Consider the following 25257-nt stretch of genomic DNA (forward strand, 5'->3'; position numbering starts at 1 on the left):
CGCCCTTTGCTGTGTTATCTGAATAACACAGCAAGTTTCTCTGTGAGACCCCTTCATATGGCTCCCCTGTTCTCCGCGCTCCCGAAGGCGTTGCTCGCCTGCGCTCTTGTCGCAGTCGCGGTTCCGGCCGCCGCCAACCCGCAGCTTGCCTCCGTTCCGGGCGCCCGCACCAACATGGCGATTCTTGAGCCGTTCGAGATTCAGGGTAGCGAAATGCCCTTTCCTCATCAGGTTACGGTTGCCCTGCCGGCCAGCTACGATGCTGCCGCCGATCGAAGCTATCCCGTCCTGTGGGTTCTGGATTCACCTATGATGCTGCGGGCGGTGACCGGTATTCTCGACATTCTGGTCCTTGGGAACCACAGCCCGGAGATGATCGTGATCGGCGTCGGTAGCGCGCCCGAAGAGGGCCTCGCCGGCGTCGGGCGACGAGTGGTCGATTTCTCCCCGCCGGGGGAAGGTTATGCGCCGACCGGCCTTGGCGGCGAGGTCTTCCACAGTATCGCACCTATTCCCGAATTTCCGCACAAGGCCGATGCCTTCCTTGCCATGCTGGTCGACGAGCTTCGCCCGAGGATCGTCGAGGCGTATCGCACGAGCGGCGAACATGCGCTGTTCGGCCACTCGGCTGGCGGGATGTTCGCAGGTTACGCGCTGATGTCCCGCCCCGAGGCGTTCGACAAGATGATCATCGGCAGTCCCTTCATGGACGGTGTCGATGGTGCCGTCTTCACGACCGAAGAGCGCTTTGCTGCCAGCCATGACGACCTTCCCGTTTCGATCTTCCTCGGTGCAGGATCCGCCGAACTCGATGAGGATTTTCTCGCCGTGTCGGGGATTGTGGCATCCACCGCGGCCTTTTCTCGCCGCCTCCATCTACGGAATTATCCTTCGCTCGAACTGACCACGCGGATCTACGAGGGCGAGGATCACTATACGGTCGTGCCGCAACTCCTGACTGACGCCATTCCAGCGCTGTGGTCTGATGAGGCGGCAGCCTTGGGGTCGTCCTGGCCCGAGCGAACGAAGGACGGCACTGCCGACTAGTCGGCCTGCCGCGCCCATCGTTCATATTTGTCGATGTGGACCGAGTGGGGGTCCAGGAGTTCGATCAATTCCGGCATCGCCTCCAGCGCCCGCTGATTGGGCGCGTTGAGAAGGATGATGATGCCGTCCCCGGTGGGCTCATAGACATAGGCGACCGAAAGCTGGGCCCAGTCGGCTCCATTGTGTCCGAAGCTCTTCACCTCGCCCCAGTCGAGCACTTCGTAGCCGAGGCCGTAGCCTTGGGCCGCGGGGCAGTCCTGCGGGGCTGCCTGCGCGCAGTCGACGACGGCTCCCTCCTGCCGCCGGTTGAGGACGCGGAACCGCTCGTCGGCAAGTTCGGGCGACAGGGCGTCGCCGCGCCAGACCGATCCCAGAATTTTCGCAAGGTCGCCCACGCTGATCGCCAGGTCGGCGGCTGCGTTGAGGCTACCGGCCTCCCGGCAATAGCCGCCGGGACGGCAGTAATAGCCGTAGAATTCGCCCTCGGCATCGACGGGGCGCGCCAGCAGGCGCTCGGTTCCGAATTCCGCGCGCACCGACGCGGTCTCGATACCCAGAGGCTCGAACAGATACTCGTCGACAAGCGCTTCGAAGTCGGTAGCGAGCTTCGCTTCTGCGTAGCGGCGGGCATATTCGAAGCCTTCCCCGGAATAGCCGAAGCCGCTGCCGGGTTCGGACTCGAAGGCCAGCTTTCCGTCGCTTCTGAAGAAGCGCCAGTTCGGAAAGCCGGTCGAATGCGTAAGGACATGGCGCAACGTCAGCCGCTTCGTGCGGGGGTCCCCGGCAATGTCCGGGTCGATCCAGTAGTCCGCCATCGGTTCGTCGAGCGAGAGGCGATCATCCTGGACCAGGCGCAGAAACGTTTCGGCCGAGATCAGCTTCGTGATGGAAGCGACGTTGAAGAGCGTAGCCTCGTTTGCGGGTACGCCAGGTGACTGCTCCCCCACATATCCTTCGAGAGCGAGTTCGCCATTTCGCAGGGTGGCAAAGCCGGCGGTTACGATCCCATGGCGGGCCGCGACGTCCGCGAACGCAGTGCGTAGCGCGTCCTCATTCCTGCCGGGTTTCACAGTTCCGAATTCGGTGTCTGGCTGCGTCTGCGTCGCCCCGGTCCCGGCGAGACCAAGCCACGCCATGGCAGCGATAAGAAGCAAAAGCGCTCGCATTCCGACAGTCTCCCGAAGTTTCGGGAGGCCTATGCTACATTTGTAGCACCTTCAACCAGTCCGCCGGTTTCACTTTGTTCCCCAGATCAGCTCTTCCGGAAACGTTGCGGGTTGTTGGCGATCAGCGTCTCCAGCTTCGGCATACCGTCGGCGATGCCTTTTTTCAGGCCTTTCGAGACGAGCCAGCCGAGCGGAAAGCCGCTCGCCCCGCCGGACCAGATCAGTTCGCTGCCCCCCGGCGCGCGCCGTACCCTGTAGTCCTCGATGGCGGACTTCACCGGCAGGGTGGACTTGTCGAAGTAGAAGGCCATGCGCTCGCCTTCCTCCCAGGCGAAGAACACTTCCTCGACCTTCTGCTTGTCGATCTCCACCGTCCGCGTCGTACCGACCCCGAAGGGCTTCGGGCTGGTCCAGGTCACGTTTGTGATGGGCAGCCACTCGGTCCACGCCTTGGCATCCAGCAGCGCGTTCCACACCAGGTCGGGTGCGAAGGGAAAGCGGTGCGTGATCAGCGAGGATGATACGGCGGCAAGATACTCTTCGCCCACCGGCTCATGGGATTTCATCTTCGGCATGTCGCTCTCCTTCGTTCGCCCCCGCCATCTTCTTAGCGCATCGGACCCGGCGGTGACGCGCTGGAAATGGAGAGGCCTATTCGTCGAGCGGGGCGCGGTAGCGGGGGAAGGGCAGGCTGAGTGAAAGCCGAATGGCCACGAGCCGGAGAACGAGCGCGGCAGCCAGCCCGCATAGCGCGCGCAGGTCGAAGCCGAGCGGGCCGGGCAGGGCCACGAAAACCGCCCCGCCGAGAAGCGCCGGGGTGATGTACAGCTCCTTCGCGAACAGGATGGGTCGCTCGCCGCAGACGATGTCGCGGATTATCCCGCCAAAGGTCGCCGACATGGCACCGAGAAGGACCGCGACCAGCCAGTGCGCGCTGGCCTGCTCGGCCTTTGCCGCGCCGAGGACGGCGAACAGGGCGAGTCCGGCGGCATCCGCATAAAGCAGCCAATCCATGCGCCGGCCCAAGAGCCATCGATTCAGCGCACATGCAACGACGGCGCAGGCGATGCAGACGGCGATGTCGAGCGGCTCGCGCACCCAGTGGACGGGGGTGTCGCCGAGCAGCAGGTCGCGGACCGTTCCGCCGCCGACGCCCGTAACCACGGCGATAAACGATACCCCGACAACGTCCATGCCCTTGCGCAGGGCCAGCAGCGCACCCGAAATCGCGAAGACGGCCGTGCCGACCAGCGCATACCAGAAAAAGAGTTCGGAAAGCCCGCCCATAGCGCCCCGTCATGGCGCGCAGAATGCGCTGAAGCCAGCGAAATTGGCCGGATTCATGAACCTATGTAAATCTTCGCAACTGCGGGAAAATTCTCGCGGAACGGGCAAGGCCGTTCTGCGCTTGGTCTTCCGGAACCAGGGAGACACGACTGCATGAAAACCACCCTCAAGGTGAACGGCGAGGAGCGCGAGCTCGAGGCAGATTCGCGCGTCAGCCTGCTCGACGCGCTGCGCAATCATTTCCGGCTGACCGGAAGCAAGAAGGGCTGCGACCACGGCCAGTGCGGCGCCTGCACGGTCATGGTGAACGGGCGGCGGATCAACAGCTGCCTGACGCTCGCCTGCATGCATGACGGCGACGAGATCACGACGATCGAGGGACTGGGCACGCCCGGCAGCCTGTCGCCGATGCAGGACGCGTTCGTGCGGCATGACGGCTATCAGTGCGGCTATTGCACCCCCGGCCAGATTTGCTCCGCCACCGCCATGCTGGAAGAGGCGAAGGCGGGCTGGCCCAGTGTCGTGACGGAGGACTTGGAAAGCCGTCCCGACCTGACCGACGAGGAAATCTCCGAGCGGATGAGCGGCAATCTGTGCCGCTGCGCCGCCTATCCCAATATCGTCGATGCGATCCGCGAGGTGGCCGAATGAGACCCTTCGATTATGCCCGCGCCGAAGCCGTCTCCGACGCTGCGAAGGGCAGCGCGGCAGGCGCGACGATCATCGCCGGCGGCACCAACCTTCTCGACCTGATGAAGCTGGAAGTGATGGCGCCCGAGCGGCTGGTCGACATCAACCGGCTGCCGCTTGGCGAGATTGAAGAGACGGAAGAGGGCGGCCTTAAAATCGGTGCGCTTGTCCCGAATGCCGACCTCGCCGCCGACCAGCGAGTCCGGCGCGACTATCCCGTCCTGTCGCGCGCGCTGCTCGCCGGGGCCTCGGGCCAGCTTCGCAACAAGGCGACGACGGGCGGCAATCTGTGCCAGCGCACGCGCTGCTATTATTTCTACGACACCTCCGAGCCGTGCAACAAGCGCGAGCCGGGCAGCGGCTGCCGCGCCATTGGCGGGTTCAACCGCATTCACGCCATACTTGGCGCAAGCGATGCCTGCATCGCCACTCACCCGAGTGACATGGCCGTCGCCATGCGTGCCTTGAAGGCGGATGTGGAGATCGAGAGCGCCGACGGCAGCCGTAGGACGGTGCCCGTCGACGACTTCTACCGCCTGCCGCACGACACGCCGCATATCGAGACGGAACTGGAAGCCGGCGACGTGATCACGGCCGTGATCCTTCCGGCCCCCGTCACCAGCGAGCAGCGCTACCGCAAGGTGCGCGACCGTGCCTCCTATGCCTTCGCACTGGTCAGCGTGGCCGCGGTCGTCAGCCTGGAGGAGGGGCGCATCGCAGACGTGACCCTGGCCTTTGGCGGGCTGGCGCATTGCCCTTGGCGCGACGAGGCCGTCGAAGCCCGTCTGAAGGGGCAGGCGCCGAGCCGGGCTCTGTTCGCCGAGGCGGCCGACCTGCTGCTGAAGGACGCGACAGGACAGGGGCACAACGACTTCAAGATTCCCCTGACGAAGCGGACCATGATTGCCGTGCTTGCCGATGCATGCGGACTGGAGACGGGCGAATGACCAAGACGCTGACCATGGACAAGCCGGACGACCGCCGGCGTCTCGATCATATGGCGCAGGCCGTGATCGGAAAGCCGCTCGACCGGCCCGACGGGCCGCTGAAGGTGTCGGGTACCGCGCCTTATGCCGCCGAATATGAGATCGAAAACTGTGCCCATGGCGTGCTGCTGCGCGCAGCGACGATGGGCACGGTCAAAAGCCTGAACCGCGCGAAGATCGAGGCCCTGCCAGGGGTGCTCGGTGTCTTTTCGTCCGACGAATTCCTGCGCAACCCCGCCCAGGGCATGGCCGGCGAAGCGCCGGTACAGGGCGTCGGCGAAGTTGCCTATGTGGGCGAGGTCATCGGCCTCGTCGTCGCGGAAACGTTCGAGCAGGCGCGCCACGCCTCTTACGCCTTCGCGCCCGAAATCGAGCCGGCGGGCCATATCGTCGATCCCGAGGCGGTCGAGCCGGAGCCGCAGGATAGCGAGGCGGTCGACCAGGGCGACCTGGCGGGCGCCATGCGCGACGCGTCCCACAGCGTTGACGTGGTTTACCGCACCGAGGGACATGCGGCCGCGGCGATGGAGCCGCACGCCTCGATCGCCGTCTGGGACGGACCGAAACTGACGCTTTACGGCGCCTATCAGATGCTGAAGTTCAACCGGAAGGAGCTGGCGGACTCGCTCGGTCTCGACGAGGCCGATGTGCGCATCGTCTCGCGCTATGTCGGCGGTGGCTTCGGATCGAAGCTGGGGATCAGCCAGGAGGGCATTGCCGCCGCAGTCGCGGCGCGCGGCCTCGGCCGACCGGTCTCCGTCGTGATGACGCGGCAGCAGGTGTTCGAAAGCATCATGCGGCGCACAGAGACGAAGCAGCATATGCGGCTCGCGGCCGACGCCGAGGGCAGGCTGACAGGCCTGGGCCATGAGAGCCTGATTTCGAACTTGCCGGACGAGGAGTTTGCCGAGCCCGTGCCGCAGTCGACGCATTTTCTATACGGCGGTGAGAATCGGAAGATCTCGCTCAACGTCGCGCGGATCCACAGGCCGGCCGCCGGCTCGGTACGTGCGCCGGGCGAAGCCGTGGGAATGCCGGTGCTCGAAAACGCCATGGACGAGCTGGCCCACGCAGTAGGGATCGACCCCGTCGAGTTGCGTAAGAAGAACCTGCCCGAATGCCATCCGGAGACGGGCATTCCCTTTGGCACGCGCAAATATGCCGAATGCATGGACGAGGGCGCAAAGCGGTTCGGCTGGGCCGACCGCAACAGGGTGCCTGGGGGCCTGCGCGAGGGAGAGTGGCTGATCGGGCACGGCATGGCCGGCGCCAGCCGCGTGAACATGACCGAAACGGCGAAGGCGCGGGTCACGCTGAGCGCGAACGGGACCGCAACGGTCGAAACCGACATGACCGACATCGGTACCGGCAGCTATACCGTGCTGGGACAGGTCGCCGCGGAAATGCTCGGTCTCGACCCCGCGAAGGTAGAAGTGAAGCTCGGCGACACCGACCTGCCTCCGGGCTCAGGCTCTGGCGGCTCGATCGGCGCGTCGTCCTGCGGTTCGGCAGTCTTCCTGGCCTGCGAGGATGTGCGCACGCAAATCTGCGAAGCTCTCGGCTGCGAGGAGGCGGACCTGACGCTGAAGGACGGCGAGGCGGTCACCGGCAACCGGCGCATGAGCCTGGCCGACGCGCTCGGCGCGGACGAGCTGACGGGCGAGGGCGAGTTCAACCCCGGCGAGACCAGCGAAGACTATGCGCAGGCGGGCTACGGCGCCTATTTCTGCGAAGTGGCAGTGAACAGCGTGACGGGCGAGACCCGCGTGCGCCGCATGCTGGGCGTCTACGCCGCGGGGCGTATCCTCAACGAGAAGACCGCGCGATCGCAGTGCCTCGGCGGTATGACCTGGGGGATCGGCACTGCACTGACCGAAGAGCTCGTTCACGACGAGCGCAACGGCAAGATCGTCAACCGTGACCTCGCCGAATATCATGTTCCGGTGAACCTCGACGTGCCGCAACTCAACGTCGTCTTTCTTGAGGAACGCGAGGACGCGGCATGTCCGATCCAGTCGAAGGGTATCGGCGAACTCGGCTTCTGCGGCGCGGCAGGCGCGATCACGAACGCGATCTACAACGCCACTGGTGTGCGCGTGCGCGACTATCCGGTCACGCTCGACAAGCTGCTGGCGGGCCTGCCCGACTAACGTCGATCTAGCTGTAGATGCGAGCAAGGGCTGCGATCTGTGTGTGGCGCGCGTACCCGGCGGTTCAGCCGGGTACGCGCGCCCTAACGGGCGTTAGCCCTGGCGCGAGGACTGTTCCCCGCCGGAGCGGTTGCGATTGCCCTGCCTGTGCCGGCCCTGGGCACCGGGACGCCCCTGGCCGTGACCCTGACCATGCTGTCCGCCGCCGCCCTTCCGGTGCGGACGACGTCCGGCCCCGGGCTTGCCGCCGGGCCCCTTGGCACGGTGCTGCTGACCCTTGCCGCCTTCGGCATGTGCGCCGTCGCGGCTGCGGTCCTGGCGCTGTCCATCCTGACGGGGCCCGTCCTGATGAGCGCCAGTCTGTGCGCCGCCTCCGCGGCGGTGCTGTTTCGGTCGCGGCTTGCGGGCACCATCCTCGCGTTCCGCGGAGAATTCCGGCTTCCGGCGGCGCTGCCCACCCCCATTCGCACCGCCGCGCGACCGGCGATTGCCGCCGCCGCCGCGCCGGTCATCGCCGCGCTCTGCCCCGGCGGCCCCTCGCGGGGGCAGCTTCAGGCCGTTGATGCGCTCGACCTCGGCCATGAAATTCTCAGGCAGGGGCAGGGTTTCGATCTTCTGGCGCGTGGTGCGCTCGATCGCCTTCCAGTCCTGCTTTTCTGCCGGCGCGACAAAGCTGAGAGCTTCGCCGGCCGCGCCTGCGCGCGCCGTCCGGCCGATGCGGTGAACATATTGCTCCGCAACCTCGGGGATGTCGAAATTGATGACATGGCTGACGCCGGAAACGTCGATTCCGCGCGCGGCGATATCTGTCGCCACCAGCACGCGCACATCACCGGCGCGGAACGCATCGAGAGCGCGCGTCCGCTGAGCCTGGGACTTGTTACCGTGGATTGCCGCCGAGCGGATGTTTGCCGCCTCAAGATTGCGGACCACCCGGTCGGCGCCGTGTTTGGTACGCGTGAACACGAGGACGCGGTCGTAGTCGGCGCGCTCCAGCGTCAGCGTTAGCAGGGGCTGCTTCTGCTTGGCGTCGATAAAGTGACAGCGCTGCTCGACCCGCTCGGCAGTCGTCGATTCGGGCTGCACCTCGACCTTCGCGGGTTCGCTCAGATATTTGCCCACCAGTTCCTTGATCTGCTTCGGCATGGTGGCCGAGAAGAAGAGCGTCTGCCGGTCCTTCGGGACCATCGGGACGATACGCCTGAGGGCGTGGATGAAACCCAGATCGAGCATCTGGTCGGCTTCGTCGAGGACGAGGAATTCGACCTTGTCGAGGCGGCAGGCATTCTGGTCGATCAGGTCGAGAAGGCGGCCCGGGGTGGCGATCAGGATATCGACACCGGCATGAAGCCGGCGCTTCTGCGGGCCGTCCTTCACGCCGCCGAAGATCGTTTCGACGGTCAGGCGGAGGCCGCGGCCATAAGCCTTGAAGCTTTCGCCGATCTGCGCGGCGAGTTCGCGCGTCGGTGCCAGTACCAGAACGCGCGGAGCCTTCGGCGTCAGCTTGTAGGGGCGCGTGGCGATGGCCTGCAAAATTGGAAGCGCGAAGGCGGCGGTCTTGCCGGTGCCCGTCTGCGCAATGCCCAGAAGGTCGCGCCCTTCAAGCGCGTAGGGAATGGCCTGCGCCTGGATCGGCGTCGGGCTGTCATAGCCCTCGGCGGCAATGGCTTTGGCAATGGGTTCGGCAAAGCCGAAGTCGGAAAATTTGGTCATGAATCTCTTTCAAGTGGCGCAGCGCGCCAAGCTCCGCTGAGCCCGTCGGGCGCGGATGATTGCGAGGAACGCACCCCGCGTGAACCGGGACGTGGCAGAGTTTTGCAACTCGTAAAGGCCGGGAACTCATCGGAGCGCGATCATATCGTCAGGATCGTCGCGTCCGGCGCTTCACGCCGTTCCGGGCCAGATGCTGCGACGCAGCACCGATGCGGGGCGGCATATGGGCGGAAGCGGGCGGGCTGTCAATGCGCCGCGCCAGTCCTTAGCTAGGGAGAGATGACCGATCTTCCCTCGCGCGACGCCATTCTCGAATTCGTGAAAGACAGCAGCGGCCCGGTAGGGAAGCGCGAAATCGCCAAGGCCTTCGGTATCAAGGGCGACGACCGCCGCGCGTTGAGAGCCCTGTTGGGCGAGATGGCAGAGGCCGGCGATCTGGAACTGGGGCGCGGCAAGACGGTGCACGAGGCGGGCGGTCTGCCCAAGGTCACGGTGCTGCGGGTAGTGTCGGTCGAGGATGGTCGTCCCTTCGCCATCCCAGAAAGCTGGGACAATCCCGACCCGCCGCCGCGCGTGCTGGTACGCGAGAAGAAGGGCGGCCGCGCGCTCGGCGAAGGCGACCGCATTCTGGCGCGCATCGAAGAAACCGGGCGGGGCTATCGCGGCCACCTGATGAAACGGATCGGCAGGACGTCGGAAGAGGTTCTCGGCATCCTGCGCGCAGACGAGCGCGGCCATTTCCTGCAGCCGACCGACAAGCGGCTGCGAAAGACCTTCTCCGTCCACGATATCGGCGAGGCGCGTCCCGGCGACCTGGTCCTCGCCGCAGTCGAGGGGCGGAAAGCCCGCGTGACCCAGCGGCTTGGCGATCCGTTCGAACCGCGGTCGATTTCGCTGATCGCCATTCACGCCAAGGGTCTGCCGCACGTCTTTCCCGAGAAGGTGCTCGAGCAGGCCGACAAGAGCGCGGGGCAGCCGCTCGGCGACGGGCGCGAGGACCTGCGCCATCTACCGATCCTGACGATCGATCCGGAGGATGCGCGCGACCATGACGACGCCCTCCATGTCCGGCGCAGCAACAAGGGGGGCTGGGATGCCGTCATCGCGATCGCCGATGTCAGCCATTATGTGCGGCCCGGCAGCGCGCTCGATGCCGAAGCGCGAAAGCGCGGCAATTCGGCCTACTTTCCCGACCGGGTCGTGCCGATGCTGCCGGAAGTGCTTTCCGCGGGCGCATGCTCGCTGGTGGAGAATGAAGACCGCGCGGCGCTCGTCTGCCATCTGCACATCGCAGAGGACGGCACGCTGTCCAACTGGCGGTTTGCGCGCGCCGTCATTCGCGTCGCGGCGAACATCGCATATGAGCAGGCTGCCGACTGGCCGGACATCGAGCCGCTGTGGGAAGCGTGGCGAGCGCTGTTTGCGGCGCGGCAGGCGCGAGAGCCGCTGGAACTGGACATTCCCGAACGGCGCGTCGAACTGGACGCTGACGGGCGCGTCATTCGCATCGGCGTGCGCGAGCGGCTGGACGCGCACCGCCTGGTCGAGGACTTCATGATTGCAGCGAATGTCGCGGCGGCGAAGGCGCTGGAAAAGAAGAAGTCTCCGGTCGTCTACCGCGCTCATGAAACACCTGGCAGCGAGAAGATCGACGCGCTGCGGGAATATCTGAAATCGCTGGGCGTGCCTTTTGCGAAGGGGCAGGTCATCCGCCCGGCGCTGTTCAACCGCATGCTCGATGCGCTGACCGATCCGATCCTGCGCGAGCAGGTGTCGACGGAGGTGCTGCGCAGCCAGACACAGGCCTATTACACCACCGACAATCTGGGCCATTTCGGCCTTAGCCTGGCCAGCTACGCCCACTTTACCTCGCCGATCCGTCGTTATTCGGACCTTCTGGTCCACCGCGCGCTAGTGCGCGCCTTCGATCTGGGGCCCGGGGCCCTCACAGATGCCGAGGAGGCCGAACTCGAGCAGATCAGCGAGCATATCTCCAAGACCGAGCGGCGCGCGATGGAGGCGGAGCGGGACACGACCGATCGCTATGTCGCGGCCTATCTGTCCGAGCGGGCGGGCGACGTTGTCGAGGCCCGCATCACCGGCGTCACCAAGCATGGCCTCTTCGCCACGGTGGACGGTGTCGGCGGCGACGGCCTTCTGCCCATGCGCGCGCTCGGCGGGGAATATTGGCAGTTCGACGAGGCCACGAGAACAATCACGGGTGAACGCTCCGGCACGACCTACAGCATCGGGCAGCGGCTCGAACTGCGCATGGTAGAAGCCAATCCGGTGACCGGCGGGCTGATCTTCGAATTGCCGGACGGAGCCGGGTCACCGGGGGCTGGAGGCCCCCGGGCGCAGCCGCGCGGTCGCCGCAAGCCCGGCACCTCTCCAAAGGCGCGCAAGAAGTCTGCAGGCCGGAAAGGCGCGAAGGGCGGCAAAACGCCCCGCCGCGGCCGACGCGAGCGTTGACCCTCCTATAGAAGAGTGTCGCCTTGCTCGCGCTTCATTCACAGGGATAGGAACGCGTCCGGTACGAGAGGCCATCGCAGCCTCGGAGGGGAAAGGGGGGACAGAATGCCATTCCGCGTCGCGGTCCTGTTCCTGATCTCTCTAGCCGGATTGTGGACGGCGGAAGCTCGCGCCGCCGACCTCGGCGAACGCTTCTGCTCGGCCGTTACATCCCCCTTCGATGCGGTTCCCGAGCGCTTTGCCTGTCCGGCAGACCCGCAGGATTATGAAGTTGCAAGGCTATGGCTCGATGCCGAGGTCCTTCCCTCCGACCAGGGCAAGGAAGGTACCAGCGTGCTCGTCCACCAGAGCCGCTTCAGCCGGCTGGCGGTGCGGTTCCGCTATGCCGATGGCCGCATCGTGCAGCAGTCGGTGCAGCGAGGCGACTACGGCCCCCATTGGCGCATTGGCGGGCAGCTGGAATTCACCCCGCCCTACAGAGAGGTGCCCGTCGAGCAGGTAACGCTTGTCCTTGACCGGCTCGAGGCCTTCGGTGTTCTGCGCGCCCGCATTCTCACCGCCGAAGACGCAAGCCAGCAACTCTCGCTGTTGGCCGTTATCGTGGGCGCGTGCGTGTCGCTTCTGTTTCTCGGCGCGCTCTACAATGCGTTGCTTGCGATCGGAACGCGCCGGGCCTTCATCGGCTGGCATGCGGCATGGGCCACGGCCGTCCTTCTTTACGGCGTCGTCTGGTCGCACCTCGGCGTCGTCGTCCTTCCGGCTATCGCGGGTTCCCTGTCGGCGCGGTTGGGAACATTGTTCGCGACTGCTGCCGTGGCGGCAGCGATGATGAGCGTACTCGCCATCGTTGGACGGGATACGGCCCCCAACTGGCTGCGATGGGTGGCGAAGCTTGGTGCCGCCGGGTCGGTCGCCGCCGGCCTGCTTGCGGTCTATCCTCCTCCCGGTACGCTGGAGAGCCTGGCCGTCACCACCGGCGTCCTGACGCTCCTCAACCTTGTCATCGCGGCGCTGCTGGCAGGCTGGGGCTGGGCGACGGGGTCGCGTGAGGCGCGGGACTTTCTCCTGGTCTGGTCCGTGTCGATGCTTGCCCTCGGCGGCCTCAATATCGTCGACCTCGGCCATTTTTTGCTCGGCGGCGGGCCGCAGCTCGCCATATTGATCGCCTCGGCCGTGCAAATCCTTTGGCTGTCCGCTCTGGTGACCGTCCGCCTGTCGCGCCTGCGGTCCGAGCGCGACGCCGCCCGCGCCGAGAAGAGCGCGCTTGCCGAGCTGGCCGAACGCGATCCACTGACTGCGCTTTGGAACCGCCGCGGCTTCATGCGCCGGGCAGAGGAGATGCTGGTCGAAAGCGAAGGCCGGGTGCATCTGCTGCTGGTCGATCTCGATCATTTCAAGGCGGTCAACGACAGACATGGCCACGACGTGGGCGACCTGGTGCTGGAGCAAGTCGCGAAGACGCTAGAGGGAACGGTGAACGGAAGACGCGCTGCCGCCGGCCGCATCGGCGGCGAGGAATTCGCCGTTTCCTTCCGGGGCACGCTGGACGAGGCGAGGAAGCTGGCCGAGGAGATTCGCCGAAGCGTCGCCGCGCTGCGGTTCGGCGGCAAGGCTCCCGGCCTGTCCGTCACCGTCAGTATCGGCATCAGCGGCACGACCGGTCGCTTCAACCTCCTCGCGCTCTACCGCGAGGCGGACCAGGCGCTTTACGATTCGAAGGATGCCGGGCGGGACGTGGTGACCGTGCGCGCAGGCTGAGCCCGGTTGCTCAGCGCGACCAGCGGGCGAACATCGCTGTCGGCAGGAGGAGTCCGCGCGCTTCTTCTCGCACGCACATCTCGCCGGCCTCGACCTGTCCGCCGAGCGGCTTGAGCACCTGGCGGAACAGCTCGCCCAGCGCATGCGCGCTCATGCGCACGGCATAGGCGGTCAGGACAAGATATTTCGACCGCTCGTCGAGGAGCGCGGCGAGCGTCCGCGTAAGCTCCGGCAGGCCGGATTCGAGATCCCAGCGTTCGCCCTTGGGACCGCGCCCGAACTTCGGCGGGTCGAACAGGATGCCATCATAGCGGCGCCCACGCTTCACTTCGCGCTGAGCATATTTCAGCGCATCCTCCACCAGCCAGCGGATCGGCCGGTCGTTCATCTGCGACAGCGCCTGGTTTTCGCGCGCTGCCGCGACGGCCTTCTTCGATGCATCGACATGCGTCAGCCGGGCGCCCTGTTCTGCCAAAAGCAGCGTACCCACGCCGGTATAGCCGAACAGGTTCATGACCTCGTCGCCCGTCTCCGTCAGGGCGCGCATCCAGTCCCATTGCGGCGCCATGTCCGGGAAGAACGCGAGGTGGCGGAAGGGGGTGTTCGCCGCATGGAAGCGGACGCCCTGACGGGAGAGCGGCCAGCTTTCCGGTATGTTGCGATCCAGTTGCCAGCGGCCGCCGCCTTCGCTGTCGGAGGCTGGCACGAATTCGCCGTGTGCGTCCCAGTCGGCCAAGGCAGGATCCCACAATGCCTGCGGTTCGGGCCGGATGAAGCGATAGGGGCCGTAGCGCTCCAGCTTTCGTCCGCCGCCCGAGTCGACGAGGCCGTAATCCTCCCAGGGCTCCGCGACGATGGTGGTCAGCGTCATGGCAGGTCGAGTCCGTGACCCGCCCCGATCACTGCGAGGGCCGGGTCGGAGGCGAGCAGGGATTTACCGGCGGCGCGAACCTCATCGAGTGTCAGCGATTCAAGCCGGTCGACGACTTCGGAAGGCTCGACAAGGCGTCCGTGGACGAGAAGCTGGCGCGCGACATAGCTCGCCTGGCCTTCGCAGCTTTCCAGCGCCATCAGAAGACCCGCCTTGGCGAGGGCGCGGGCGCGCGAAAGTTCGCGCTCGTCGAGATCGTCGGCCGCCTCATTCAGGACTTTCAGCGCGAGGTCGCGCGCCGCGTTCGTATCGGCGGGCGCGGTTGCCGCGTAGACCGAGAACAGCCCGGTATCGAGGAAGGGCGCGTGGGTTGCGTAGACGGTGTAGGCAAGCCCGCGTTCCTCTCGCAGTTCCTGGAACAGCCGAGAGGCCATGCCGCCGCCTACCGCCTCGCAGAAGATTCGCGCCGCGAACAGGCCGGGAGCCGCCGTCGCGGGTCCCTCCCACCCCAGGCAGAGGTGAACCTGCTCGGCGGGACGGGTGCGGTCGATGGCGCGCGGCGTGAAGCGTGCGGCGTGGACCTGCGGCCGGGTCACCGGGGCCAGGTCGCCGAAGCGGCGCGCGGCGAGGTCAACAAGCTCGTCATGGTCGAGCGCGCCGGCCGCAACGATGATCAGCGAGCCGGGCTCGTAATTGGTGTCGCGCCAGGCAATGAGATCGTCGCGCGTCAGTCCGCGCAGGCTTTCGAGGCTGCCCAGGATCGACCGTCCGAGCGGCTGGTCGGGATAGCAGGCCATTTGCAGATCGTCGAAGATCAGGTCGCCGGCATTGTCGTTAACCTCGGCCATTTCCTGCTCGATCACGAGCTTTTCCCGTTCCAGTTCGACGGGGTCGAAATGCGGGTCGAGGATCATGTCCGCGATCAGCTCGAGGCCAAGGCCAAGGTCATCCGCCAGCAGACGCGCGGAGAAGACCGTACCCTCGCGCCCGGTCATGGCATTGAGGTCGCCGCCGACATCCTCCACAGCCTCGGCGAGGTCGCGGGCCGAACGCCCGCCCGCGCCCTTGAAGACCATATGTTCGTACAGATGAGCGAGACCGTTTTCACGCCCGTTTTCGCGCCGTGAGCCAGCATCGCATTGGAGGCCGACCGCTACCGTCTCTACGCTCGGCATGGTCCGGCTGACGATGCGCAGGCCGTTGTCCAGGGTTGTGAGGCGCTGCATCAGGCCGGCAGCGCCGCATTCGTCCTTACGAAGTCGCGTACGGCCTCATAGGTGCCCGGCAAGGTCTCGTAGGCCTCCGCGCGGTCCATCAGGCCCGACAGGCGGCCGGGAAGTTGCGGACGCATACCGGTCGCGCGCTCCACAGCGGTCTCGAACTTCGCCGGGTGCGCGGTCGCCAAAGTCACGACCGGTACGTCGGCGGCAAGCTCCTCCTGCCGGGCGGCGGCCAGGCCGATGGCGGTATGGGGGTCGATCAGATTGCCGGTCTGGCGCCAGGCCCATTGCAACGTCATCGACATCTCGTCGGCATCGATGCGTGCGCTCGAGAACATCGCCGCCGCCTTTTCCCGAATGTCGTCGTCCAGGCGCAGGCGTTTCGTCTCATCGAACCCTTCCATCATCGCGGTGAGACGCGCGGGATCGCGATCGGCCAGATCGAACAGCAGCCGTTCGAAATTGGACGACACCTGAATGTCCATACTGGGGGCTGCCGTGGGGGATACCGTGCCTGCACTGTAGTCGCCGGCGCTGAGCGCCCGGTGCAGGATGTCGTTTACATTGGTGGCGACGATCAGCCGCTCGACCGGCAGTCCCATGCGCGCGGCGACATAGCCGGCGAAGACATCGCCGAAATTGCCCGTCGGAACGGAAAAGGCGACGCTGCGGTCCGGTGCGCCCAAGCGGACTGCCGCGTAAACATAGTAGACGATCTGCGCCATCAGGCGCGCCCAGTTGATCGAGTTGACCGCGCTGAGACGCAGGCCCGCCATGTCCGGGTCGCGGAACATGCGCTTCACATGCGCCTGGGCATCGTCGAAGCTGCCCTCGATGGCCAGGTTATGGACGTTTGGCGCGATGACGGTGGTCATCTGCCTGCGCTGGACGTCAGACACCCGGCCCGCGGGGTGCAGCATGAAGACTTCCGCGCACTCGCGGCCCGCGAGCGCATTGATCGCCGCCGATCCTGTGTCGCCGGAGGTGGCGCCGACGATGGTCAGGCGCTCGCCGCGGGCGGTCAGGAATTTCTCGAACAGCAGGCCGAGAAGCTGCAGCGCGACGTCCTTGAAGGCGAGCGTCGGGCCGTGGAAGAGTTCGAGCAGCCAGTGGCGACCGTCCAGCTGTACCAGCGGGGTGACGGCGGCGTGCGAAAATGCGCCGTATGCGGCCTTGGTCAACTCGGCGATTTCTTCGGCCGACAGCGTATCGCCGACGAACTTTGCGATGACCGCGTTCGCCGTTTCTTCGTAGCTGGCACCGCGCAGTGCGCGCAGTTCATCGGGCGTCAGGGCCGGCCAGGCCTCGGGAACATAAAGGCCGCCGTCACTGGCAAGGCCTGCCAGGGTCACGGCTTCGAAATCGAGAACCGGTGCCTGTCCGCGCGTGGAAATATAGTTCATCGGGTCCTGTTCGGGGTCTTCGCGTCAGCGGTTTTCCGCGTGGGGGGTCTTCGCGTCGGTGGTCTGCTTCGCCGCGCGGCGCGCCCGGCGCCATTGCAACGTGTAGAGGACGTAGATGACCGAGAGCACGGCTGCAAATCCGAACCACTGCCCCGCATAGGCGCGGTGGCTGTTCGGGATGTCCTCGAGCGTTGGCGGCGCGCTGGGGCGTAGTTCGGGTACCGCTGCCCGTCCGGACACGAGCAGGAATCGGTCGGCGCCGCTGCCAAGTTCCCTGATCCGGTCGATAAGGACGCCCTGATAGCGGTCGCGCAGGACGACCGCATTGACCGCGTCCGGGCGCGGCGCCCAGCCAATGTCCAGCATGACGGGTGCGCCGCTCTCGGGCGAGGAACAGGGCAGGCGGTAGCTGTAACCGGTCTGGCCCTGCAGCGAGCGGCCGCTGACGGCCTGCGGCCTGCCGGACGTTCGGCAGGTGATCGCCGCGCGGCGAAAATTCTCCGGCGCAGCGCCGGGCTGGTCGAGGTCGATCTGCGGCGCGGAAGGGCGGCGGGCAAGGTCGGAGAGCATCTCCTCCTTCCACTCCAATCGGTCGAGTTGCCAGAAGCCCAGCGCGATCATCACCGGCACCGCCAGCACCACCATCGCCGTGGGCAGCAAGGGCAGCTTCATTGGTCGTCCCGCGCCTGGTCGTCGCCGTCTGCGCCGAGCGCTCCTTCGCGCGCATCGTGGCGATACTCGAAGGCAAGAAGGAGTCCCTTGCCCGCGCGAAGTCCCACGACCGTCAGAAAGATGAGAAGCGCCGGCCAGATGGCCACATGCACCCAATAGGGCGGATGCGCGCTGAGCTCGAGGGTCACCGCGCCGACCAGACCGATCGTATTGAGGATCAGGATCAGGAACACGACGGCGCCGTCGCCGACGTTGAAGTCGCCGAAGGACAGGCCGCACACCTCGCAGCGTTCGCGAAATTCGACGAAGCTCTTGTAGAGCTTCCCGCGCCCGCAGCGCGGACATTTGCCGAGCGCCGCGGCGGCGACGTCGACGCGCCGCCCCTCAGCTTCCCCGGCGGCCACGCCGCCTAGTGACCGGCGCCGTGGACCACGGCCGCGCCGAAGTCGCTGCCCCACACATAGATGGAGATGAACAGGAACAGCCAGACGACGTCGACGAAGTGCCAGTACCAGGCCGCGGCCTCGAAGCCGAAATGATGCTGCGGCGTGAACGCCCCGCGATAGGCGCGGATCAGGCAGACGATCAGGAAGATGGTGCCGACGATGACGTGGAAGCCGTGGAAGCCCGTCGCCATGTAGAAGGTGGCGCCGTAGATATTGCCCGACATGCCGAAGGCGGCATGGGCATATTCATAGGCCTGCACACAGCTGAAGATCAGGCCGAGGATGATCGTCAGCCACAGACCCTTCTTCAGACCCTCACGGTCGCCCTCGATCAGGGCGTGGTGGGCCCAGGTCACGGTCGTGCCGGAGAGAAGCAGGATCAGCGTGTTCAGAAGCGGATAGACGAAGGGATCGAGCACCTCGATGCCCTCCGGAGGCCACACGCCGCCGACCGCATCGCTGGTGCTGGGGTAGAGCGAGGCGTCGAAGTAGGCCCAGAACCAGGCGACGAAGAACATGACCTCCGACGCAATGAAGAGGATCATGCCATAGCGGTGGTGAAGCTGAACCACCGGGGTGTGATGCCCCTCATTGGCTTCCTTCGCGACGTCGCCCCACCAGAAGGCGGCAATCGCGCAGGTGACGATCAGCCCGGCGAAGAAGATGAAATTGCCGAATGCCATCTCGTGCATCCACATGACCGCGCCGCCCAGCATGAGAAACGCGCCGACCGAAGACAGCAGCGGCCAGGGGCTGGGGGGGATAATGTGGAAATCGTGGTTTTTGGCGCCTGCCATCATCAGCCTCTTGTATCGGATTTTGCGCGCTTACTAGCGGTCTGCTCGCGCGTAGGAAAGAAGGTATAGGACAGCGTGACCTCCTCGATCTTCGCCGCGTCCGGATCGTCGAGGAATTCCGGGTCGATATAATAGCTGACCGGCATCGACACGCTCTGCCCCGGCTGGAGTGTCTGCTCGTTGAAACAGAAGCACTGGATCTTGTTGAAATACTTGCCTGCGGTATCGGGCGAGACGTTGAACGTCGCGACGCCCGTCACCGGATAGGGATTGTTGTTGGTCGCCTGGTAGAAGGCCAGCTTTCGTTCGCCGATCAGGATCGTGTCGACATTCTTTACCGGCTCGAAGTCCCAGCCGAGGCCGGGCGCGGTGTTCGCATCGAAGCGAACCTTCACCGGCACGTCGGTGGCCACGACCTGCGCGCTTTCCTCGGCGCGCTGCGTAGTGCCGCCGAATCCCGTGACCTGGCAAAAAATCCGGTAGAGCGGGACGGAGGCGTAGGCCATGCCGAGCATCAGCACCGCCACGCCGAACATCATGAATCCCGTGCGCTTGTTTGCCGTCATCAGCCAGGCATCCTTACGAGGGTGATCAGGTAGAACAGCGCGGCGAGGCCGACGAGGACACCGCCCAGCACATAGTTGCGCTGCCGCCGCCTCCGTTCGAGTTCGCGCTGCTCCTCCGGGCTCATGCGAGCACCAGCCGGTCCGCGGCAAGCGCAGCGAACAACGCGAACAGGTAGAGGATGGAGAAGGCGAAAAGCTGCTTTTCGGCCTTCATCCCGGCGGGGTCTTCGGCTCGGTTGCCCGCAACCCGGACCGCGCCTGCGAGAAAGACGATATTCAGCGCCAGGGCAGGGATGCCGTAGACGAGCCCGGTCAGGCCGAGCGCCCAGGGCGCAAGCGCGGCTGTGACCAGCGGCAACGTGTAGAGGAGGACCTGCCTGCGGGTCTCCGCAAGGCCGTGCGAAACCGGCAGCATGGGCACGCCCGCTTCGCGGTAGTCGGTTTTCACGAACAGCGCGAGCGACCAGAAGTGCGGCGGGGTCCACAGGAAGATGATGCCGAACATCAGGAGCGGCAGAAGGGTGACATCGCCGGTGGCGGCCGCCCAGCCGATCATCGGCGGAAAGGCGCCGGCAGCGCCGCCGATGACAATGTTCTGCGGGGTGCGGCGCTTCAGCCAGACCGTGTAGACCAGCACGTAGAACAGGATCGACAGGACCAGCAGCCCCGCGGCGGCGAGATTGACCGCCAGCGCCATGATCGTCACCGATCCGATGGCAAGGAACATGGCGAAGCCGAACGCCTGGTCGCGCGTCAGGCGGCCCGCGGGGAGCGGACGCCCGCGAGTGCGCTTCATCTTTGCGTCGAGGTCGGCCTCATACCACTGATTGAGGGCTCCGGCCGCACCGCCGGCGACGGCAATGCACAGGATCGCCGTGAAGCCGATAACGGGGTGCACTGCCACGGGGGCGGCGAGCAGCCCCATCAGCGCGGTGAAGACGACCAGCGCCATGACGCGCGGCTTGGTCAGGGCGAGATAGTCGCGCCAGTCGCCGAAGTCGGTCGAGGCGAGCGGCGCCGCCCCGGCCAGTGGCAGCCCGGGCGCCACTGGCGAGGTGGGCGCACCGCTCATTACTTGATCTCGGGCAGGGTTTCGAACTGGTGGAACGGCGGCGGCGAGGACAGCGTCCATTCGAGCGTCGTCGCCCCTTCGCCCCACGGATTGGCGGCCGCCTTCTTACCCGCAACGAGAGACACCACGATGTTCAGGAAGAAGGGGATCAGGCCGGCGGCCATGATCATATAGCCGTAGGTCGACAGCTGGTTATAGCCCGCGAACTGGTCCGGATAGTCCGGAATACGGCGCGGCATGCCGTCCTGGCCGAGGAAGTGCATCGGGAAGAACAGCACGTTCACGCCGACGAAGAACACCCAGAAGTGCAGCTTGCCGAGGAACTCGGAGTACATTTTGCCGGTGATCTTAGGCCACCAGTAATACCAGCCGGCGAAGATCGCGAAGACCGCGCCGAGCGACAGCACATAGTGGAAGTGCGCGACCACATAATAGGTGTCGTGCATGTAGGTATCGACGCCGGCGTTCGACAGCACCACGCCGGTCACGCCGCCCAGCGTGAACATGATGATGAAGCCGATGGCCCACAGCATGGGCGTCTGGAAGCTGATGGAGCCGCCCCACATGGTGGCGATCCAAGAGAAGATCTTCACGCCCGTCGGCACCGCGATGATCATCGTGGCGGCGGTGAAGTAGAGCTTCACGTTCACGTCGAGGCCGACCGTGTACATGTGATGCGCCCAGACGATGAAGCCGATGAAGCCGATCGCGACCATGGCGTAAGCCATGCCGAGATAGCCGAAGGCCGGCTTGCGGCTGAAGGTGGCCACGACCTGACTGATGATGCCGAAGCCGGGGAGGATCATGATGTAGACCTCCGGATGGCCGAAGAACCAGAACAGGTGCTGGTAGAGGATCGGATCGCCGCCGCCGGCCGGGTCGAAGAAGGTCGTCCCGAAATTACGGTCGGTCAGCAGCATGGTGATCGCGCCGGCAAGGACCGGAAGCGACAGGAGGAGCAGCCACGCGGTCACCAGCACGGCCCAGACGAACAGCGGCATCTTGTGCAGCGTCATGCCGGGTGCACGCATGTTGAAGATGGTCGTGATGAAGTTGATCGCGCCGAGGATCGAACTGGCACCGGCGATGTGCAGCGAGAAGATGGCGAGATCGACCGCAGGTCCCGGATGGCCGATGGTCGAAAGGGTCGGATAGACCGTCCAGCCCGTGCCTGCGCCGTCGAAGCCGGCGGGTCCCGGAACGAACATCGAAATGACGAGGAGGATCAGCGCCGGCGGAAGCAACCAGAACGAAATGTTGTTCATGCGCGGGAAGGCCATGTCGGGCGCGCCGATCATCAGCGGCACGATCCAGTTGCCGAAGCCGCCGATCATGGCGGGCATGACCATGAAGAAGACCATGATCAGGCCGTGCGCGGTGATGAAGACGTTCCACAGATGGTAGGCGGCGTCGAGATTGCCGTCGACCAGGCCGGGCAGGATCTGCATTCCGGGCTCGGCCAGTTCGGCGCGCATGAAGCCGGACAGTGCACCGCCGACGATCCCCGCGATCAGCGCGAAGATCAGGTAGAGCGTGCCGATGTCCTTGTGATTGGTCGACAGGAACCAGCGCGCGAAAAAGCCGGGCTTGTGGTCGGCGTCGTGATGCGCATCGTCGTGGCCGTGCTCGGCCTCGAAGTCATGAGTGGGGGCGTGCGTAGCCATGGTCTTCGCTTCCTGAACTTACTCGGTCACTTCGCCGACTTCGGACGGCGTGCTGGTTGCTGACTGCTCGATGACGGTGCCGGTAACCCCGTCCGTATCGGTGGGCGCGGGCATTCCGGCTTCATCGGGAACGGCGACCGACTGGTCGGTCGGAACGCCGAGACCTTCGTCCTCGACGGCGCTGAAGCCCTCTTCTTCTTCCAGAAGGTCGGCAGGGTCGATGCCGGCATAGTCCTGACGGCTTGCCACCCAGTTATCGTAGACGTCCTGTTCGACGACCTCGACGACGATCGGCATGAAGCCGTGCTGCGTACCGCAAAGTTCCGAACACTGGCCGTAGAAAACGCCGGTGCGTTCGGCGCGGAACCAGGTCTCGTTGATGCGGCCGGGAACGGCGTCCATCTTCACCCAGAAGGACGGCATGGCCCAGCTGTGCAGCACGTCGACCGAGGTGACGAGAACCTTCACATTGGCGCCGACAGGCACGACGACCCGGTTGTCGGTGGCGAGGAGGCGGGGTTCGCCCGCTTCTGCCGCCTGTTCGTCGGTCAGCATGATGGCGTCGAAGGAGAAGCCGCCTTCATCGGGATATTCATACTCCCAGTACCACTGGTGGCCGATCGCCTTCACGGTCACGTCGGCTTCGGGCGGGTCGTACTGCGCTGCCAGAAGTCCGAAGGACGGGATGGCGATGCCAACGAGAATGAGGACCGGAACGAGCGTCCAGAGCACCTCGATGAACACATTGTGCGTGGTCTTCGACGGCGCCACGCCGTCTTTCCGGCGATAGCGCAGCATCGCCCAGAGCAGCAGTCCGAACACGAACAGCGTCACCAGCCCCATCACGGTGAGAAGGGCGGTATTGAAGCCATTCGCGAACTCACCGAGCGAGGTGACCTGAGACTGGATGCCCATGCCGCCGATGGGCTGGCCGAGAGTGGCATCGGCAACCGTGCCCGCATTGGCGATATCGCCGTCGACGGAGGGAACCGTTTCGGGGGTCGAGGGCGTTGCCTCGACGGCCTCTTCGGTCGTCATGTCGCCGCTGACGGTCCGGCTCTCGTCCGGATCGTTGATGGCTTCGGCTTCGTCCTGAGTGACTTCCTGCCCGGCCACGAGCGGCTCGAGCCCGCCCTCGTTCAGAGGCGTTGCGTCCTGTGCGCTTGCCGATCCGGCTGCAATGCTGAGCGCCAAGGCGGCGGCGAGATGTGTCCAGCGTCCCATCTGGTTCCTAATCTTCATGCGAATTACCCGCGCCCGCTCCTGGCGGACGCCCGCGATTGCGGCGCGGTATAGGCAGGGCTTCGGGGAACGACAAGCGCTAGCTTGCCGCAGGGCGGGTATCTACGGCCTTGGTACCGGCCAGCAGGCGCTCTTCCAGATGCTCGCCGTGCAGGACCGAAATGTCGCCCGTGGTTTCCAGGACGACCGCGCGAACCTCGTCCATGTGAAGCACGTTCGCCTCCCTCAGTTTCGCGATCAGGTCCGTCTCCGTCACCCGTGTCGCGCTCAGCGCCTCGTGGAGGATCCGGCCGTCGCGCATCAGGATGGCGGGCTGGTTCTGGAGGGCGTCCTCGACACTGTCCGAAGATTTGCGGATACGGGCGATCACGAACTGGACGAGGAAAAGCGCGACCAGCGCCGTCATCGCCTGTCCGAAGCCGGTCCAGTCGCTCGTGGTACCGCCGGCAGAGAGGGTCGAGCCCACCGCGACGGTCATGACGAAGTCGAAATTCGTCATCTTTGAAAACGACCTGAGTCCGGTCACACGGACAAGGAGCACGATCCACAGCAGCCCGATGGCGGTGAGGATCAGCCCTCTCAGGACCATGTCGAGAGTGGGGTCGGCGACGAACATCTGCAGGCTCCTATGCGCCGGGCTGCGCCCCGTCGAGCGGCATGATCAAGAAATGTCGGCGAATTTCGGCGGGCGCTTCTGCATCTGCGCGGACACAGCCTCCTTCATGTCATCCCCATGGATGAACGCGGCGTTCCAGACGCCGACATAGTCGAGGCCCTGCTCCACGGTCATGCCGCGACCGCGGTTAAGGAGAGTTTTGCACCCCATGACGGCTACGGGAGACTTGCTGGCGATCTCCTGTGCCATGGCAAAGGCGGCGTCGACCGTTTCTTCGTGGGTGCCGGTGACGCGGTTGACGAAGCCGAAGCTCCTCGCCTCCTCGGCCGGGAATTTGCGGCCCGTATAAGTCAGTTCGCGGACGATGCCCTCGGGCAGCAGATAGGGGATGCGCTGGATCGTGCCCACGTCGGCGACGATACCGATGTTGATTTCCTGGATCGTGAAATAGGCATTGTCGCTCGCCAGGCGAATGTCGCATGCGCAGACCATGTCGACGCCGCCGCCGATACATGCGCCGTGAACCGCCGCGATGACGGGCACGCGGCACGATTCGATGACATTGAAGGCCTGCTGCAGGCGTTTCAGGTGCCGCGTGAAGCTATAGGCTCGGCGCGCCTCGTCTTGGTCTTCGCCCTGCGAGAGCGTCGCGCTGTTGAGGTCGAGACCTGCGGTGAAGTGCCGTCCCGTCGAAGACAGGACGACCGCGCGCACGGAACCATCCTTCTCGATCGCCTCGAAGGCGGAGATCATGTCTTCCCAGAATTGCGGCGTCATGGTGTTGAGCTGCTCGCCGCGGGTCAGTTGGACATGGGCGACCCCCTCGGAGGTCGTGAGTGTCAGCGTTTCGAGTTCCATTTGTGCGCTCCCGGTCCTAGTTTGCGGTCTCGATGACCCGCTTCACCGTCAACGGCAACCCTGTCGAATATCAACTTGCGCCGGAAACCCCGCTTCTGTGGGCGCTACGCGACGCCAGCAACCTGACCGGCACCAAATATGGATGCGGGGCGGGCCTTTGCGGTGCGTGTACGGTTCATATCGACGGCGAAGCGCGCCGGTCCTGCCAGGTCCGGATCGGCGACATCGAGGGCACTTACGTCACCACCATAGAGGGGTTGTCGGAGGATAGCTCGCACCCCGTTCAGCGGGCCTGGATCGCCGAACAGGTGCCGCAGTGCGGCTATTGCCAGTCGGGCATGATCATGGCGGCCGCGGCCTTTCTGAAGGACACCCCCAATCCCAGCCCGGAGGATATTCGTACCGGCATCACCAATCTGTGCCGCTGCGGAACCTATCCCCGGATCAAGAAAGCGGTTCTGCGCGCTGCTTCGACCGCCGATTCCGGCGGGAAAGCGCCTGCCAACGGCGAAGGCTGAGGAACCACGCTGCGTCTCGGCCCATTTCATAGGTTAAATGAAC

24 protein-coding genes are annotated in these 25257 nt (G+C 65.4%); 7 read left to right on the forward strand and 17 right to left on the reverse strand.

All coding sequences use genetic code 11. The features are described from left to right. Nucleotides 1-57 precede the first annotated feature (57 nt). Nucleotides 58-1047: an alpha/beta hydrolase gene (locus KCN53_RS05335; RefSeq protein ID WP_088711107.1), complete on the forward strand. Its 990-nt coding sequence runs from the start codon at nucleotides 58-60 to the stop codon at nucleotides 1045-1047. On the opposite strand, the gene KCN53_RS05340 is transcribed toward KCN53_RS05335, so the two are convergent. From KCN53_RS05340 to KCN53_RS05350, 3 genes are all read right to left on the reverse strand, one after another. Continuing rightward, complete coding sequence (locus KCN53_RS05340) at nucleotides 1044-2213, reverse strand: serine hydrolase domain-containing protein (RefSeq protein ID WP_088711106.1); 1170 nt, start codon at nucleotides 2211-2213, stop codon at nucleotides 1044-1046. The two genes, KCN53_RS05335 and KCN53_RS05340, sit on opposite strands and share 4 nt — an antisense overlap. Before the next feature lie 86 nt (nucleotides 2214-2299). Next, a complete protein-coding gene (locus KCN53_RS05345) occupies nucleotides 2300-2788 on the reverse strand; it encodes an SRPBCC family protein (protein ID WP_088711105.1) in 489 nt (162 codons plus the stop codon). Nucleotides 2789-2864: 76 nt separating this feature from the next. Continuing rightward, nucleotides 2865-3500: a trimeric intracellular cation channel family protein gene (locus KCN53_RS05350; RefSeq protein WP_088711104.1), complete on the reverse strand. Its 636-nt coding sequence runs from the start codon at nucleotides 3498-3500 to the stop codon at nucleotides 2865-2867. 153 nt (nucleotides 3501-3653) lie between these two features. On the opposite strand from KCN53_RS05350, the gene KCN53_RS05355 reads away from it, so the two are divergent. The 3 genes from KCN53_RS05355 to KCN53_RS05365 are packed head-to-tail and all read left to right on the forward strand — an operon-like array spanning nucleotide 3654 to nucleotide 7326. Continuing rightward, on the forward strand, nucleotides 3654-4151 hold the full coding sequence (locus KCN53_RS05355; RefSeq protein WP_088711103.1) for a 2Fe-2S iron-sulfur cluster-binding protein: 498 nt from the start codon (nucleotides 3654-3656) through the stop codon (nucleotides 4149-4151). Next, a complete protein-coding gene (locus KCN53_RS05360) occupies nucleotides 4148-5137 on the forward strand; it encodes an FAD binding domain-containing protein (RefSeq protein WP_088711102.1) in 990 nt (329 codons plus the stop codon). Before KCN53_RS05355 ends, KCN53_RS05360 begins: the two co-directional genes overlap by 4 nt. Then, entirely contained in the window at nucleotides 5134-7326 is a 2193-nt protein-coding gene (locus KCN53_RS05365) for a xanthine dehydrogenase family protein molybdopterin-binding subunit (protein ID WP_088711101.1), read from the forward strand. Before KCN53_RS05360 ends, KCN53_RS05365 begins: the two co-directional genes overlap by 4 nt. 93 nt (nucleotides 7327-7419) lie before the next feature. On the opposite strand, the gene KCN53_RS05370 is transcribed toward KCN53_RS05365, so the two are convergent. Beyond that, nucleotides 7420-9039: a DEAD/DEAH box helicase gene (locus KCN53_RS05370; protein ID WP_088711100.1), complete on the reverse strand. Its 1620-nt coding sequence runs from the start codon at nucleotides 9037-9039 to the stop codon at nucleotides 7420-7422. A gap of 279 nt (nucleotides 9040-9318) precedes the next feature. On the opposite strand from KCN53_RS05370, the gene rnr reads away from it, so the two are divergent. After that, a complete protein-coding gene (rnr, locus tag KCN53_RS05375) occupies nucleotides 9319-11511 on the forward strand; it encodes a ribonuclease R (RefSeq protein WP_088711099.1) in 2193 nt (730 codons plus the stop codon). Between the two features lie 105 nt (nucleotides 11512-11616). Next, complete coding sequence (locus KCN53_RS05380) at nucleotides 11617-13269, forward strand: GGDEF domain-containing protein (protein WP_088711098.1); 1653 nt, start codon at nucleotides 11617-11619, stop codon at nucleotides 13267-13269. 10 nt (nucleotides 13270-13279) lie between these two features. Here KCN53_RS05380 and KCN53_RS05385 read toward each other — a convergent pair whose 3' ends face one another. The 13 genes from KCN53_RS05385 to KCN53_RS05440 form a co-directional block, all read right to left on the reverse strand. Next, a complete protein-coding gene (locus KCN53_RS05385; RefSeq protein ID WP_088711097.1) occupies nucleotides 13280-14140 on the reverse strand; it encodes a class I SAM-dependent methyltransferase in 861 nt (286 codons plus the stop codon). Continuing rightward, nucleotides 14137-15366: a M16 family metallopeptidase gene (locus KCN53_RS05390; protein WP_088711096.1), complete on the reverse strand. Its 1230-nt coding sequence runs from the start codon at nucleotides 15364-15366 to the stop codon at nucleotides 14137-14139. Before KCN53_RS05390 ends, KCN53_RS05385 begins: the two co-directional genes overlap by 4 nt. Continuing rightward, nucleotides 15366-16763, reverse strand: coding sequence for a threonine synthase (gene thrC, locus KCN53_RS05395; protein WP_088711095.1), 1398 nt, complete (start codon nucleotides 16761-16763; stop codon nucleotides 15366-15368). Before thrC ends, KCN53_RS05390 begins: the two co-directional genes overlap by 1 nt. Before the next feature lie 24 nt (nucleotides 16764-16787). Next, nucleotides 16788-17435 (reverse strand): SURF1 family protein, encoded by a 648-nt coding sequence (locus KCN53_RS05400; RefSeq protein WP_088711094.1) that lies wholly within the window; start codon nucleotides 17433-17435, stop codon nucleotides 16788-16790. Next, nucleotides 17432-17839: a DUF983 domain-containing protein gene (locus tag KCN53_RS05405; protein WP_088711093.1), complete on the reverse strand. Its 408-nt coding sequence runs from the start codon at nucleotides 17837-17839 to the stop codon at nucleotides 17432-17434. The genes KCN53_RS05400 and KCN53_RS05405 overlap by 4 nt, the downstream gene beginning before the upstream one ends. Before the next feature lie 5 nt (nucleotides 17840-17844). Continuing rightward, complete coding sequence (locus KCN53_RS05410) at nucleotides 17845-18678, reverse strand: cytochrome c oxidase subunit 3 (protein ID WP_088713282.1); 834 nt, start codon at nucleotides 18676-18678, stop codon at nucleotides 17845-17847. 2 nt (nucleotides 18679-18680) lie between these two features. Next, nucleotides 18681-19244 (reverse strand): cytochrome c oxidase assembly protein, encoded by a 564-nt coding sequence (locus KCN53_RS05415; protein WP_088711092.1) that lies wholly within the window; start codon nucleotides 19242-19244, stop codon nucleotides 18681-18683. Next, nucleotides 19244-19369 (reverse strand): hypothetical protein, encoded by a 126-nt coding sequence (locus tag KCN53_RS16035; protein ID WP_263434960.1) that lies wholly within the window; start codon nucleotides 19367-19369, stop codon nucleotides 19244-19246. The genes KCN53_RS05415 and KCN53_RS16035 overlap by 1 nt, the downstream gene beginning before the upstream one ends. Further along, nucleotides 19366-20316, reverse strand: a complete 951-nt coding sequence (locus KCN53_RS05420) for a heme o synthase (RefSeq protein ID WP_088711091.1) — start codon at nucleotides 20314-20316, stop codon at nucleotides 19366-19368. The genes KCN53_RS16035 and KCN53_RS05420 overlap by 4 nt, the downstream gene beginning before the upstream one ends. After that, nucleotides 20316-21980, reverse strand: a complete 1665-nt coding sequence (gene ctaD / locus KCN53_RS05425; protein ID WP_088711090.1) for a cytochrome c oxidase subunit I — start codon at nucleotides 21978-21980, stop codon at nucleotides 20316-20318. Before ctaD ends, KCN53_RS05420 begins: the two co-directional genes overlap by 1 nt. Nucleotides 21981-21998: 18 nt before the next feature. Next, nucleotides 21999-23222, reverse strand: coding sequence for a cytochrome c oxidase subunit II (gene coxB, locus KCN53_RS05430; protein WP_088711089.1), 1224 nt, complete (start codon nucleotides 23220-23222; stop codon nucleotides 21999-22001). Between the two features lie 79 nt (nucleotides 23223-23301). Beyond that, nucleotides 23302-23838 carry a DUF421 domain-containing protein gene (locus tag KCN53_RS05435; protein WP_088711088.1) on the reverse strand — a complete coding sequence of 179 codons (537 nt, stop codon included), beginning with the start codon at nucleotides 23836-23838 and terminating at the stop codon, nucleotides 23302-23304. 45 nt (nucleotides 23839-23883) lie between these two features. After that, entirely contained in the window at nucleotides 23884-24696 is an 813-nt protein-coding gene (locus tag KCN53_RS05440) for a crotonase/enoyl-CoA hydratase family protein (RefSeq protein WP_088711087.1), read from the reverse strand. 32 nt (nucleotides 24697-24728) lie between these two features. Between KCN53_RS05440 and KCN53_RS05445 the strand changes: the two genes are divergently transcribed. Further along, the gene (locus KCN53_RS05445) at nucleotides 24729-25214 is read left to right on the forward strand and encodes a (2Fe-2S)-binding protein (RefSeq protein ID WP_088711086.1); all 486 of its coding nucleotides are present in this window, start codon (nucleotides 24729-24731) and stop codon (nucleotides 25212-25214) included. The last annotated feature ends 43 nt before the right edge of the window (nucleotides 25215-25257 follow it).

The organism is Pacificimonas aurantium, from assembly GCF_020092905.1.
GTDB classification, from domain to species: Bacteria; Pseudomonadota; Alphaproteobacteria; order Sphingomonadales; family Sphingomonadaceae; genus Pacificimonas; species Pacificimonas aurantium.